The sequence below is a fragment of the Nonomuraea sp. KM90 genome (assembly GCF_052246675.1).
Classification (GTDB): domain Bacteria; phylum Actinomycetota; class Actinomycetes; order Streptosporangiales; family Streptosporangiaceae; genus Nonomuraea.
The window spans coordinates 63,808-77,509 of the sequence record NZ_JBQQCB010000004.1; the positions used below are offsets into that span (position 1 = coordinate 63,808).

12 protein-coding genes are annotated in these 13,702 nt (G+C 71.6%); 1 reads left to right on the top strand and 11 read right to left on the bottom strand.

Annotated elements, in window-relative coordinates; all coding sequences use genetic code 11:
- Window positions 1-24 precede the first annotated feature (24 nt).
- From ACTWPW_RS06590 to ACTWPW_RS06620, 7 genes are all read right to left on the bottom strand, one after another.
- Complete coding sequence (locus tag ACTWPW_RS06590; protein ID WP_443168184.1) at window positions 25-2,127, bottom strand: protein kinase domain-containing protein; 2,103 nt, start codon at window positions 2,125-2,127, stop codon at window positions 25-27.
- A 182-nt stretch (window positions 2,128-2,309) separates the two neighbouring features.
- A complete protein-coding gene (locus tag ACTWPW_RS06595; RefSeq protein ID WP_364135685.1) occupies window positions 2,310-2,723 on the bottom strand; it encodes a VOC family protein in 414 nt (137 codons plus the stop codon).
- A gap of 89 nt (window positions 2,724-2,812) precedes the next feature.
- On the bottom strand, window positions 2,813-3,877 hold the full coding sequence (locus tag ACTWPW_RS06600; protein ID WP_443168185.1) for a serine hydrolase domain-containing protein: 1,065 nt from the start codon (window positions 3,875-3,877) through the stop codon (window positions 2,813-2,815).
- Between the two features lie 76 nt (window positions 3,878-3,953).
- Window positions 3,954-4,598, bottom strand: a complete 645-nt coding sequence (locus ACTWPW_RS06605; protein WP_443168186.1) for a response regulator — start codon at window positions 4,596-4,598, stop codon at window positions 3,954-3,956.
- A gap of 116 nt (window positions 4,599-4,714) precedes the next feature.
- Window positions 4,715-5,539 (bottom strand): hypothetical protein, encoded by an 825-nt coding sequence (locus ACTWPW_RS06610; RefSeq protein WP_443168187.1) that lies wholly within the window; start codon window positions 5,537-5,539, stop codon window positions 4,715-4,717.
- Window positions 5,536-6,681, bottom strand: coding sequence for a galactonate dehydratase (dgoD, locus tag ACTWPW_RS06615; RefSeq protein ID WP_375117271.1), 1,146 nt, complete (start codon window positions 6,679-6,681; stop codon window positions 5,536-5,538). The genes ACTWPW_RS06610 and dgoD overlap by 4 nt, the downstream gene beginning before the upstream one ends.
- A gap of 28 nt (window positions 6,682-6,709) precedes the next feature.
- Window positions 6,710-7,441, bottom strand: coding sequence for an SDR family NAD(P)-dependent oxidoreductase (locus tag ACTWPW_RS06620; RefSeq protein WP_443168188.1), 732 nt, complete (start codon window positions 7,439-7,441; stop codon window positions 6,710-6,712).
- A gap of 148 nt (window positions 7,442-7,589) precedes the next feature.
- Here ACTWPW_RS06620 and ACTWPW_RS06625 point away from each other — a divergent pair, with 148 nt between their 5' ends.
- Window positions 7,590-8,453: an AraC family transcriptional regulator gene (locus tag ACTWPW_RS06625; RefSeq protein WP_443168189.1), complete on the top strand. Its 864-nt coding sequence runs from the start codon at window positions 7,590-7,592 to the stop codon at window positions 8,451-8,453.
- 5 nt (window positions 8,454-8,458) lie between these two features.
- Here the strand turns inward: ACTWPW_RS06625 and ACTWPW_RS06630 are convergent, their stop codons facing one another.
- From ACTWPW_RS06630 to ACTWPW_RS06645, 4 genes are read right to left on the bottom strand one after another with little or no spacing between them, the layout of a single operon-like run.
- Window positions 8,459-10,594 carry an alpha-galactosidase gene (locus tag ACTWPW_RS06630; RefSeq protein ID WP_443168190.1) on the bottom strand — a complete coding sequence of 712 codons (2,136 nt, stop codon included), beginning with the start codon at window positions 10,592-10,594 and terminating at the stop codon, window positions 8,459-8,461.
- A 32-nt stretch (window positions 10,595-10,626) separates the two neighbouring features.
- Window positions 10,627-11,490, bottom strand: a complete 864-nt coding sequence (locus tag ACTWPW_RS06635; RefSeq protein ID WP_443168191.1) for a carbohydrate ABC transporter permease — start codon at window positions 11,488-11,490, stop codon at window positions 10,627-10,629.
- Window positions 11,483-12,418, bottom strand: a complete 936-nt coding sequence (locus tag ACTWPW_RS06640) for a carbohydrate ABC transporter permease (protein WP_375117276.1) — start codon at window positions 12,416-12,418, stop codon at window positions 11,483-11,485. Before ACTWPW_RS06640 ends, ACTWPW_RS06635 begins: the two co-directional genes overlap by 8 nt.
- Window positions 12,415-13,671, bottom strand: coding sequence for an ABC transporter substrate-binding protein (locus tag ACTWPW_RS06645; RefSeq protein WP_375117277.1), 1,257 nt, complete (start codon window positions 13,669-13,671; stop codon window positions 12,415-12,417). Before ACTWPW_RS06645 ends, ACTWPW_RS06640 begins: the two co-directional genes overlap by 4 nt.
- Window positions 13,672-13,702 lie beyond the last annotated feature (31 nt).

Here is a 13,702-nt window from a genome sequence, read left to right on the forward strand (position 1 = left end):
CCCGCGGCGCGGGACCGGCGCCTCCTAGCGCGTGCCCCACACCCGCAGCGTGGCGTCGCCGGCGACCCCGGTGACCGTGGTGCCGTCCCGGCTGAACGCCACCGAGTAGACCCAGTCGGCCGGCCCGTCCAGCTCGCCGGTGCCGCGTCCGCTCGCCACCTCCCACAGCCGGACCTTGCGGTCATAGCCGCCGCTGGCCAGCGTCTTCCCGTCCGGACTGAAGGCGACCGCGGAGGCCCAGCCCCGGTGACCGGCGAGCACGGTGCGCTCCTTGCGGGCGGCGACGTCCCACAGCCGGACGGTGCGGTCGGCGCTCGCGCTCGCCAGGGTCTTCCCGTCCGGGCTGAAGGCCACCGAGAAGACCCAGTAGCGGTGGCCGAAGAGCACGGCGGTGCCCTCGCCGGTCGCCGGATGCCAGAGCCGCACGGTCCGGTCGTGGCCGCCCGTGGCGATCGTGGAACCGTCCGGGCTGAACGCCACCGAGTCCACCCAGTCGGTGTGGCCGGCGAGGATCGCGGTGCCGTCGCCGGTCGCAGCGTTCCACAACCGCACGGTCCGGTCGCGGCTGGCGCTGGCCAGGGTCTTGCCGTCCGGGCTGAACGCCACCGACCCGACCCCTCCGGTGTGGCCGGTGAGCGTGCCCCTGCCGTTCCCGGAGGGCAGGCTCCACAGCCGTACGGTCCCGTCGTCGCTCCCCGTCGCGAGCGTCTTGCCGTCCGGGCTGAACGCCACCGCGTGGACGCCCTTGGTGTGGCCGTCGAGCGAGGCGGTGACGCTGCGGGTGGCGGCGTCCCACAGCCGCACGGCCCCGTCGGCGCCGCCGGTCGCGAACGTCTTGCCGTCGGGGCTGTACGCGACGGCGTAGGCGGGTTTCGGGGAGAGGGACCGGGTCACTTCCGGCTGGATCACCGGCGTCGTGGGCCCCGGCACGACAGTGGGCCGTGTCACGGCCGCGGGCGTCGCCGGCGTGGACAGGGCGAAGTAGGCGCCCGTGGCGACGGCCCCGGCGGCCACCAGCCCGAGTGACGCGGTGACCAGAACGCGCCGCGAGCCGAGACCGGCGCGCACGCGCGGACCCACCAGCGACTCCGTCGCCGAGATCATCCCCGCGTCGGGGAGCGACGCCCCGCCGGAGACCGCGGCCGGGCCCGAGGGCGAGGCGGGGCCGGACTCCGGCGACGGACCCGGCTGCCATGACGGCCCGGCGAGCGACGGTGCGACCGTCTGGGACGCGGCTCCCTCGCCGCCGCCCTTCCGCGGCACCGTCCCGACCGAGAAGAGGGACTCCTGGCCCGGCGCCTCCCGCGCGGGGTTGGGCACGCCGTGGCCGAGCAGGTTGAACAGCACGTCGGTCGCCGACGGCCGGGCCGCGGGACTCTTGTCCAGGCAGGCCACCACCAGGGAACGCACCGGCTCGGTGAGCCCGGTGAGGTCCGGCTCCTCGTTGAGGATGCGCTGGAAGAGGGCCGGGATGCTGTCGTTCCCGAACGGCGGCCGCCCGCTCGCCGCGTAGGCCATGGTGGCGGCCCAGCTGAACATGTCCGACGCCGCCGTCACCACGCCGGCGCTGAACTGCTCCGGCGCCATGTAAGCAGGCGTTCCGAGGATCTCGCTGCTCTCGGCGACCGTGGAGTCCAGGGCCCGCGCCAGCCCGAAGTCGATCACCCGGGGCCCGTCAGGACCGCAGACGACGTTGCTCGGCTTGAAGTCGCGGTGCACGATGCCGGCCTGGTGGATGGCGACCAGCGCGGTGACGGTGGCGACCGCCAGCCGCTCCAGCGCGTCGGGGTCGCGGACGCCCTGTGTGGCGATGAGCCGGCTCAGCGAGATGCCCTCGACGTACTGGCTGACCACGTACGGCTGGTCCCCGCTGGTGTCGGCGTCCAGCACCCGGGCCGTGCAGAACTGGCGTACCTGCCGGGTCGCGGCGATCTCCTGGAGGAATCGCTCGCGGGCCTGGGGTTCCTCCGACAGCCGGGCGTGCAGCACCTTGATCGCGACGACCTGGCCCTCGGGCGACTCTCCGACGTACACGGTGCCCTGGCCGCCCGCGCCCAGATAGCCCGCCAGCCGGTAAGGACCCACCTGGCGCGGGTCGGTCGGCCGCAGAGGACTGAAACTGGGCACACGTACCTTCCCCAAGACGGATGCTCAGCAGAATGATGGCTTACGGATGCTTATGCGGGAAATGCAGCGCTAAAAGACTCTACTCTCCTGAGACGCGCATCCGGCGGGGCGGCGGCCACGAACGCGTGGTGGTTCGGCGTCGGCACGATCCCGCGCCGACGCCGTGCCCACCCCTCCGGCGGCTACTCCGCGTAGGGCTGGTCCGTGCCGTGGGCGCTGTAGCCGAGGCTCCAGATGTAGCCGTCCGGGTCGGCGAAGCTGCCACCGTAGCCGCCCCACGGCAGGGCGCCGGCGGGCTTGAGGATCGTGGCGCCGGCCTTCGCGGCCTCCGCGATGATCTCGTCGACCCGCGCCTCGCTCCGGACGACGTAGGTGAGGACGAGCCCGCTGAAGCCGCTGCCCTCCGGGCTCGTGCCCACCTGGTCGGCCAGGCCGTCGCGACCGTAGAAGCCGACGGGCGAGGCACCGTCCGACTCGAAGAACACCGAGACTCCGTAGTCGTTCTCGATCTTCCAGCCGAGCCCTTCGGTGTAGAACTGCTTGGCCCGGTCGAGGTCCCGGACGCCGAGCAGGATGGAGCTGACGTGCGCCTTCATGACATGTCTCCTTTGTGTTCGAGGGGATGCTGATTACGCTACAAACGGCGCCATGCCGGGCGCTTCTCCATTCGTGCTCGTTTGACCGGCTAACCCGCCGTCCCGCAGAACACCTTGACGGCCATGCCCATGACCTCCTCCGTGGACGGGTTGCGGGTCGAGGGGTTGATCGACAGGGTCAGCGACTTGCCCGAGTCCGAGCGGAACGCGAACGTCAGGTAGCCGATCAGCTCGCCGCTGTGCCCCCACACCGTGCCGCACGGCAGCCGGTACGCCTGCAGCCCCAGCCCGTAGCCGAACCCCGCCCCGGTCTCCACCGTCGTGCGCATCGCCCGCAAGGACGTCCTGCTGGTCAGCTTGCCGCCGAGCAGCGCCGACATGAACTTCTCCAGGTCGGCCGCGGTCGAGATCATCTCGCCTGCGGCCCAGTCCAGCGAGGGGTTCATCCGCGTCGCGTCCACCAGGCCGGGCAGCGGCTCGTAGCCCTTGGCGTGCGGTGCCGGCAGCCCTGCCCGGTCGCCCGGCACCACGGTGTGGCGAAGGCCCAGCGGGCGCAGGACGCGGCGCTCGACCTCCGCGCCGTACGGGCGGCCGGTCAGCTTCTCCACCAGCAACCCGAGCACCACATAGTTGGTGTTGGAGTAGTGCCACTTCCCGTCGTCGGGGAGCTTCTTGGCGAAGGCCACCTTGAGCAGCTCCCGCGGCTGGTAGGAGCGGAACCGGGCGTCGCCGCGCCAGCGGTTGGTCGAGTATCCGGGCTCGCTCATGTAGTCGTACAGGTGGCTGGAGTGGTTGAGGAGCTCGCGGACCGTGATCCGCTCGCCGCCGGGCACCAGGCCGGGCAGGTGCTCGGCGATGGGGTCGTCGAGCGCCACCTCGCCCTCGTCCACGAGCTGGAGGACCACGGTCGCGACGAAGGTCTTGGTCACGCTGCCGATCCGGAAGTGCCCGTTGGGCGACGGCCGTCCCCCGCGCTCGATGTCACGCACGCCCGCGGAGCCCGACCACGTTCGGCGGCCGTCGGAGACCCGCGCCAGGGCGGCGGTGGCGCCGTCGCCTGCCACGATCTTCTCCAGGTCAGCGCGTACGTCCACGCCCTGGCCACCCACCGCCACCGCCGCCGCCACCAGCACGTTCATCATCGTCTGCATCATGCGGGCAACGCTACGGAGATCGACTTCGTCGCAGAATGCGGTGCTCCGCCCGCTTCACCTGCGGAAAACCGCAGCCTCAGGAGCCGAGGTAGCGCAGCACCGCCAGCACCCGGCGGCTGTACCCGGTGGTGTGCGACAGCGCGAGCTTGTCGAACAGGGCGTTGACGTGCTTCTCCACCGCGCTTTGCGACACGTGCAGGGATTGGGCGATCGAGGCGTTGGTCAGGCCCTGGGCCATGAGCTCCAGCACCTCGCGCTCGCGGGGGGTGAGCTGGGCCAGCGGATCGGCGTGGCTGGTGCGCGCGAGCAACTGGCGCACCACCTCCGGGTCGAAGGCCGTCCCGCCCGCGCCCACCCGCTCCAGGGCGTCCAGGAAGTCGCCGACCTGGGCCACGCGATCCTTGAGCAGGTAACCGACCCCGTCGATGCTGCTGCTCATCAGCTCGGTGGCGTATTTCTTCTCCACGTACTGCGACAGCACCAGCACCTTGACCTCCGGCCAGCGCCGCCGGATCTCCAGGGCGGCGCGCAGGCCCTCGTCGGTGTGGGTGGGCGGCATCCGTACGTCGACCACCACCGCGTCGGGCCGATCGCCGGTCACCGCCTCCAGGAGTGCGCCGGCGTCGCCCACCGCGGCCAGGACGTCGTGGCCTTCCTCCTTCAGCAGCCGTACCAGGCCCTCCCGCAGCAGGGCCGAGTCCTCGGCCAGCATCACGCGCATGACAGCTCCGCATCGACGACGGTCGGCAGGTCCTTCACCCGCACGATGACCATCGTGCCCTGTCGGCGCGCCTCGACGGTGGCCAGGGGCGGCCCTGGAGCGCTTCGCGACCGTCGTCACGACGTCCGTTCCGCGGCCACCACGAGCCGCCAGCTCAGCTCGCCGGACGGCGGGACCACCGCGGCCTCGCCGGGACCGGCCTCCGCCACATCGAAGACGACGCCGAGCATGGGCTCCACCCCGACGCTGCGATACGGCCCGCCCTCGGGAAACCCACCGAGGTTACGCCACAGACCGGTGCCGGCGGGCACGCCCGGCGGCGCCTCCAACCGCAGGTCCAGAACGTCGCCCTGATCCTCCACCCGCACCGCCGCGCACCGCAGCACGGCCCCCACGGCCGTACCGTCATCAGGGCCGAACCGGTCGAGCTCCAACCCGAACGGGGCAGGCCAGCACCCGTCCAGATGAACGGCCCCCTCCGGCCAGACGGGACCCAGCAACGGCGCCGCCTCGGAGAAGATCCGCACCGGCGTCCCGTGCGGAGCGGCCAGCCGCGCCTTCTCACTGAGATCGAGCAGAGCATGCGCCGCCCACAGAAACCTGAACCCCGGATCGGCCGACAGCCGGTACGTCGCCACGACCGCCCCCGCCTCGTCACCGACGGTGCGGGTCAGCTCGAACCCACCACAACTCACGGAGCTGCGGAACACATCACCCGTCCAGGGACGGCTCCACGCGTCACCATGGTCAGGCCACCCCCGGACCGTCGGAACACACTCCTCCAGACCACCGGCGTCCACGAACGCCGATCCCGGCACCACCGCGAGCCTGGCCGGATCCGGCCGGGTCCACAACCACTCGCGACCGCCACCGCGCAAGGACGTCCACCGGCCTCCCCTGGCGAGGTCGAAGCGGGCCGTCAGGGCAATCCGTCTCGTCACCACTCGGCGAAGGCTCCGTCGTCGTGTCTCCAGACCGGGTTGCGCCACGCGTGCCCCGACAGGTCGGCGCGCCTGACCGCAGCCTCGTCGATCTCCACCCCGAGGCCGGGCGCCGCCGGGCGCGAGACGTACCCCTCGGTGAAGCGGAACACGGCGGGGTCGACCACGTAGTCGAGCAGGTCGGCGCCGTCGTTGTAGTGGAGGCCGATGGACTGCTCCTGGATCAGGAAGTTCGGCGTGGCGAACGCGACCTGGAGGCTGGCCGCGAGGGCGAGCGGCCCGAGCGGGCAGTGCGGGGCCAGCTTGGCGTCCCACACCTCGGCCAGCGCGGCGATCCGGCGGGTCTCCGAGATGCCTCCGGCGTGGGACAGGTCGGGCTGCACGACGGCCACCCCGGCCTCCAGCGCGGGCCGGAAGTCCCACCGCGAGTAGAGCCGCTCCCCGGTGGCGATCGGGACGCTGCTGGCGGCCACGACGCCGGGCAGCAGGTGCGGGCGGTCGGGCAGCACCGGCTCCTCGGCGAACATCGGCTGGAACTCCGCGATGATCGGCAGGACGCGCCGGGCGTCCGCCGCGCTCATCCGGCCGTGGAAGTCCACCGCCAGGTCGCGGGCCGGGCCGAGGAGCTCCCTGGCCAGTGCGAGCCGCTCCACGACGCCCGCGAGGTCGGCGGGGGTGGCGGAGACGGGCATGCGGCCGGAGGCGTTCATTTTGACCGCCGTGAACCCGGCCTCCAGCCGGGCGGCGATGCCCTCGGCGAGCTCGGACGGCTCGTCGCCGCCGACCCACGAGTACACGCGCACCCGGTCGCGTACGTGCCCGCCGAGCAGCGCGTGGACCGGGACACCGTAGGTCTTGCCCGCGATGTCCCACAGCGCCTGGTCGAGGCCCGCCAGGGCGCTGGAGAGCACCGGGCCGCCCCGGTAGAACCCGCCGTTCGCCATGACCTGCCAGTGGTCCTCGATGGTCAGGGGGTCCTGCCCGATCAGGTATTCGGCCAGCACGTGTACGGCGGCGCGGACGGGCTCGGCCCGGCCTTCCACGACCGGCTCCCCCCAGCCGACCACGCCTTCGTCGGTCTCCACCCGGCAGAACAGCCAGCGTGGGGGCACGAGGAACGTCTCTACTTTGGTGATCTTCACCAGGACCTCCGAATGTCGATGCCGGCTGTCATGCCGAGTCCTTCATCGCCGTCCAGCCGCCGTCGACCAGGAGGGACGCGCCGGTGACGTACGAGCTCTCGGCGCAGGCCAGGAAGGTCACCACGGCGGCCACCTCCTCGGGGCGGCCGAACCGCGCGGCGGCGGTGGCCTCCGCGCTGCGCCGGCGGTCCTCCTCGCCGATGCCGTCCCAGGCGGGCGTGAGGACGGGCCCGGGGAGCACGGTGTTGACCCGCACCTCCGGGCCGTACTCGACGGCGAGCTGGCGGCCGAGCGAGACGAGCCCGCCCTTCGCGGCGGCGTACGCGGGGTGCCGCGGGATGCCCACCAGGGCGTGCACCGAGGAGGTCAGCACGATGGCGCCCCGGCTCTCCCGCAGCAGCCCGACACACGCTCGGGCCCCCAGGTACGCGGCCGTCAGGTTGACCGCGAGCTGCCGGTCCCAGTCGCGCTCCAACAGCTCGTGCGCCGGGGCCCGGACCACCGTGCTGGCGTTGCTGTGCAGCACGTCCAGCCGGCCGAACTCGGCCCGCGCCGTGTCCGCGATCCGCCGCCAGGTCTCCGCGTCGGCGACGTCGCCGCTGATCGCCAGGAGGTCGGGCCGGGCCGGCCCCTGGCCGGCCAGGTCCACCGCGATGACGCGGGCGCCCTCGCTCAGGAACCGCTCCACCACCGCGGCGCCGATGCCGGAGGCGGCGCCGGTCACCACGGCGACCTTGCCCGACAACAATCCTCGTCCCACGGTCTCCCCCTTGTTCTCCTGATCGGATCACGCCCTCCGGCCTGACGGCGAGGTCGTCGCCGCCAGTCAACACGTGTGCCACGGCCGCCAGGAATGGCCGATGCGTGAGATCACCTGGACGATCCGACGCATGTGCCATACTTGCTCGATGCCGATCCAGGAAGGATTCCGCAACCAGCGGCTGACGGTCGTGCCGCGCCGGGTCGTCGCGGAGGCCAACTCGCGGCCGGTGACCCGGCGGCTCATGGTGACGGACACCGGCTACTACCCCGTCGCCGCGGATCACCTGATGAACCGGCCTCATGGCATCGAGGAGGCCGTCCTCATCCTGTGCGCGGCCGGCACGGGATGGGCCAGCATCGACGGCGTGCAATACCGCGTCGGGTCGAACGCGGCACTGCTGATCCCGCGCGGCATCCCGCACGCCTACGGCGCGTCAGCCGACACACCCTGGACGATCTGGTGGTGTCACCTCCGCGGCACCGACCTGCCCGAGCTGATCGAGGCGGTCGGCGCCGGGCCGTCCCGGCCGGTGATCTCCGTCCGGCGGCTCGACCGGGCCGTCGCGCTGCTCGACGAGATCGTCACCGTCCTGGAGCGCGACCACTCACCCGCCAGCCTGATGGGCGCGGCCGGCGCCGCGTGGAAGCTGCTCACCCAGATCGTGGCCGACCGCGCCATGCCGGCGCCCGGCGATCCGTTGCAGCGCGCGATGGCCTACCTGGCCGAGCGGCTGGACAGCACCGTACGCGTCGCGGACCTGGCCGCGCTGGTCGGCGTCTCGCCCTCCCATCTGAGCGCGCTGTTCCGCCGGGCCACCGGGGGCGGCGTGCTCGCCCACCACACGGCACTGCGGATGGCGCAGGCGCGCAACCTCCTCGACACCACCGACGCGACCGTCGCCGACATCGCCCGCGAGGTCGGCTATCCCGACCCGTTCTACTTCTCCCGTCACTTCAGGCGGATGCACGAGGCCAGCCCCACCGAATACCGCAACCGGGCGAAGGGCTGAGCGGCCTACGACGCCGTCACCCGCAGCAGCACCGACCGGTCCACGTCCAGGGACGGCGCCTCGACGCCGACGAGCCGCAACGCCCGCCCCGACAGGGTGACGCCCGCGCGCTGCCAGGGCGGCAGCACGGCTCCCGCGGCGGGAGCCGACCCGGGATGGACGGCCTCGACGGTGTAGTGGCGCGCGTCGTCCAGCCCGGGGAACCGGATCCGGCCCGGAGGCCACGTCGCCGGGCGTTCGACGACGCTGAACGCGTAGAGCGCCTCGGAGCGGTCGCCCGACACGACCCCCTCCAGCCGGTACGCCGCGTCCGCGAGGTCGGCGTGCACCACCTCGCCCGTGTGCAGCAGGGCCCGGTGCTCCTTGTGGAAGGCGACCCACCGCGCCAGCGCCGCGCGCGTCCCGTCGTCGGCGGTGAGCAGGTTGGTCTCGATCCCCAGGTGACCCCACAACGCCTTCTCCGCTCGGTAGTCGAGCGGGTGGGTCCGGTGGGTGGTGTGCGACTCCTCGGCCCCGATGTGCGTGCCCTGCAGCTCCGGCGGGACCAGCAGGCCCGTCCAGCGCTGGATCTCCAGCCGCTCGTGCGGGTCGTTGCAGTCGCTCGGCCACACCCGGTCGGTGAGCTCCAGCACGCCGAGGTCGACGCGGCCCCCTCCGCTGGCGCACGACTCGATCTCCAGCCCCGGGTGGGCGGCCTTGAGCTGCGCCATCAACCGGTACGCCTGCTGGACCTGGGTGCGCACGCCCGGCCGGCCGTCGGGGACGTGGCCGGCGTCGAGCAGGTACCGGTTGTGGTCCCACTTGATGTAGGCGATGCCGAGTGAGCCGACGAGCTCGCTCATCCGCTCGAAGAGGTAGGCGTACGCGCCGGGATGGCCGAGGTCGAGCACGTGCTGGTGCCGGGAGGGCAGGCCGGGGCCGTGGCCAGCGTCGAAGATCCACTCCGGGTGGCGGCGGGCCAGGTCGGAGTCCAGGTTGACCATCTCCGGCTCGAACCAGAGGCCGAAGTCCATCCCGAGCTCGCGTACCCGGTCGGCGAGCGGCTGGAGGCCCTTCGGCCAGACGGCCGGGTCGACCGTCCAGTCGCCGAGCGAGCTGGTGTCGTCGCGGCGGCCCAGGAACCATCCGTCGTCGAGCACGAACCGTTCGGCGCCCAGCTCGGCGCCCCGTTCGGCGAGTTCGAGCAGGGTGTCGAGGTCGTGCCGGAAGTAGACGGCCTCCCAGGTGTTCAGCACCACGGGCCGGGGCGCGCGCGGATGGCGCGGCCGGGACCTCAGGTGCCGGTGGAAGCGGGCGGCGAGCTCGTCCAGCCCCACCCCCCACGACCCGTACTGCCACCGACTCCGGAACTCCTCGCCCTGCCCGAGCACCACCTCGCCCGGCAGCAGCAGCTCTCCCGCGGCGAGGTGCCTGGTGCCCGCCGGGGTCAGCTCGGCGGCGAGCACCTGGTTGCCGCTCCACGCGAGGTGGGTGGCCCACACCGTCCCGTGCCGGAAGCCGAACCCGCTCTCGCCGGCGACCAGCAGCAGGGTGTGCTCCAGCCCCGGCTTGCCGCCCCGCGAGGCCCGCACCCACTCGCCCACCCTGAACGGGCGCCGCTGCGGCACCCGTTCGAGCGCCCAGCGGCCGGTCAGGTCGAGGATCTCCGTCGCGTCCGACGGCACCGGCAGCGCCAGTTCGAGGGACCCGACACGGTACGGCTGCGCCGCGTCGTTCCTGATCCCGGCCCGCTGCCGGACGAGTCCGCTGGAACCGAGCACCTGGATCTCGATGTCGATCGCCAGGCCGTAGTCGGGGTCGCGCGCCGAGGTGCGCAGCACGGGCCCCTCAGGGGTGTCGCCGACCTCGTGCGTCGCCTCGCGGAAGAAGGGCGCCCAGCGGCGGCCGTCGCTGTCCCCGACCAGGCCCGGGCGGCCGAGCCAGCCCTCCGTGAGCTGGGGCAGCACCGGGACGGGCTGGGGGTAGGTGACCGCGCTGTCGCCGATGGCGGGCAGCGCCGCGCGATGGAGGTCCGCCAGGGCGGCGTCGCCGAGCTCGCCGAGGTCCGGCCCCCAGTGCAGGATGCGCGGCAGCCGCCCGCCGTCTACGGCGACGACGAGGCTGGTGCCGCCGGCACGCAGGTGGATGGGTGTGTCGTTCATATGTCAGTCGCAATCCCGTTGTGGGTGTCCCGTCATCCCTTGAGCCCGCTGTTCGCGATGCCCGCGAAGAACTGGCGCTGCAGCAGCAGGAAGACGATCACGAGAGGTATCGAGCACACGAGCGCGCCCGCCATCAGGGTGGGGTAGTCGGTGCCGAACTGTCCCTGCAGGCCGGCGAGCCCCACCGGCAGCGGCCGGTTGTCCCCGGACGGCGACACGATGAGCGGCCAGAGCAGGTCGTTCCACGAGTAGAGCCCGGTCAGCACGGTCAGGGCGGCGAGCATCGGCTTGGCCATGGGGAGCATGACGTACCAGAAGATCTGGAACGGGTTGGCGCCGTCGAGCCGGGCCGCCTCCTCGTAGTCCTTGGGCATGTTGAGGAAGGCCTGGCGCATCAGGAAGGTGCCGAAGGCGGAGAAGAGGCCCGGGATCGCCAGGGCCGGCAGGGTGTCCAGCAGCTGCAGGTCGCGGATCAGCTGGTACTGGCCGATCAGGAAAAGCTGGCTGGGCACCATCAGCATGGCGATGAACAGGCCGAACAGCACGCCACTGCCGCGGAACGGCATGCGCGCGAAGGCGTAGCCGGCCAGCGCCGCGACCGAGACCTGCCCGATGACCCGCAGCACCAGCGAGCCGACGGAGACCCCGAACATCGACCAGAACGGCACCGTCGAGAAGAACGTCTCGAACGAGTGCAGGCTGAACTCGGCCGGGAACACCGTCGGCGGAACCCTGCTGACCTCGGCGGTCGTCTTGAAGACGGTGAGGATCTGCCAGACGAACGGCACCACCATGATCACGGACGCGGCGATCAGGATCGCGTGGATCGGCCAGGTGGCGGTCGGTTTCTCGCGCCGCCGCGTACGTGGCGGGCGGCGGGCGGCGGACTCAGCCATAGAACACCCAGGATTTCTGAAGACGGAACTGCAGAGCCGTGGCGATCATGATCACGATGAGCAGCACGATCGCGATCGAGGCGCCGTAGCCCTGGTCGAACTGCACGAACGCCTTCTCGTAGAACAGGTAGACGATCGTCTTCGAGTCGGCGAGCGCGGTGTTGTTCACGCTGCGCAGCATGATGAAGATCAGGTCGAACATCTGCAGGGCGGCGATCACGGTGAGGATCGTGACGAAGAAGATGCTCGGGCTGAGCAGCGGCACGGTGATGTGGAAGAACTGCCGGACGCGACCGGCGCCGTCGAGCGCGGACGCCTCGTAGACGGCCTTCGGGATCGCCTGCAGGCCGGCGCCCAGGATGATCAGGTTGATGCCCAGGCCCATCCAGATGCCGACGACGCCGAACGCGTAGATCGTGAACCGGGGGTCGGCCACCCAGTACTGGCCGTCGACGCCGAACCACGACAGCACGTAGTTGAGCAGCCCGAAGTCGCCGTTGTAGATGAAGCGCCAGACCATGCCGACGGCGACGGGCAGGGTGACGACCGGCAGGAAGAAGAGCACCCGGTAGATCGTGCGTCCCCGGCCGGCCTGCTCGATCAGCGCGGCCAGCGCGACCGCCAGGGGGATGCCGAGCAGCACGATCACCGTGTAGAGCGCGGAGTTCCCGAACGCCTCCCAGACCTCGCCGTCACCGAGCAGGGTCCGGTAGTTGTCGGTGCCCACGAACGTGGCGGGCCCGAACGCCGGGACGTCCTGGAAGCTCTTGACCAGCGTGGACAGGAACGGCCACAGGTAGAGGGCGACCAGGCCGATCGTGGCGGGGGCGATGAACGCGAGCGACCACCACACGCTGGGACGGGTACCGCCCGTGCGGCGGCCGGCCGGCCGCCGCACGGGCTCGCTTGCCACTTCTTGGTGCGTCATTTCTTGGCGAGCACCTGGTTGACGGCGTCCTGATACTCCTTCGCCGCGGTCTCGACGGGCTTGGCGCCCTCCCAGGCCGGGCCCAGGTACTGCGCCGCGAGGCCCTGCCACTCGGCGGTGTTGCCCGCGACCGGGATCGGGACGCTGTAGTCGATGGCGTCGATGAAGATCTGCAGGTCGAAGTCCGGCATCGCCTTGAGCCACGGCTCCTGGGTCCCCTTGTACGCGGGGAGCACCGTGCCGGTGGCCGCCTGGATCTCCGCCGCCTTGACGCCGCCGAGGAAGGCGAGGAACTTCTTGAGCTCCTCCGGGTGCTTGCTGCCCGCGTACCCGGCGTTGCCGATGCCGCTGGTGACGGTGGCCCGCTTGACGCCCTTCGGCAGCGGCGCCACGTTGACCTTGCCCTTCAGGTCGGCGTTCTTGTGGAACCGCAGTGCCCAGTACGCGCCGGAGAAGTACATGGCGACCTTCTGGCTCTCGAACATCGACACGGCCTCGGTGTCCGACAGCTGCTTCAGCGTCGGCGAGGAACCGGCCGCCTGGAGGTCGGTCCAGAACTTCAGGCCGGCCACCGCCGCCGGACCGGCGAAGTCGGAGGCCGTGCCGTCCGCGTTGATGATCGTGCCGCCGGCCTGGAGGATCGTGTTGTAGTAGCCGCCCTGCGGGTCGATCGGCGCGGCGATGCCCCACACGCCCTTGGCCGGGTCGGTCAGCTTCTTGGCCGCGTCCTGGACCTCTTTCCAGCCCCAGGTGTCATCGGGGTACTTGACGCCGGCCGCGTCGAAGAGCGCCTTGTTGTACCAGATGCCGTTGGTGTCGAAGTCCTTCGGCAGCGCGAAGGTCTTGCCCTCGTAGGTGTAGGAGTCGGTGACGGCCTTGGGGTAGGCGCCCAGGTCGATCCCGGCGGACTTCACCGTGCCGGACAGGTCGATCAGCGCGCCGCCCTTGGCGTACTCGCGGAAGTGGTCGGCGAGCATCCAGAACGCGTCCGGCGCGGTGCCGCCGGCCACGCCGACCTGGAGGGTCGACCAGTACTCGGGCCACGGCAGCGTCTGGATCTTGACGGTGATGTTCGGGTTCTGCTTCTGGAACTCGGCGGCGATCTGCTCCATCGCCGGAGTCTGGTCCTCGCTCCAGTTCGCGTAGGTGAGGGTGACCTTCTCGTTCGACGTGCCGCCGGATCCGCCCGAGCAGGCGGTGAGGAGGGTCGCCGCCACGGCCATGGCCATGGCTGCCGTCCATTTGCGCTTCATGATCTTCCTCTGCACTTGTGCGCCGGTCCTC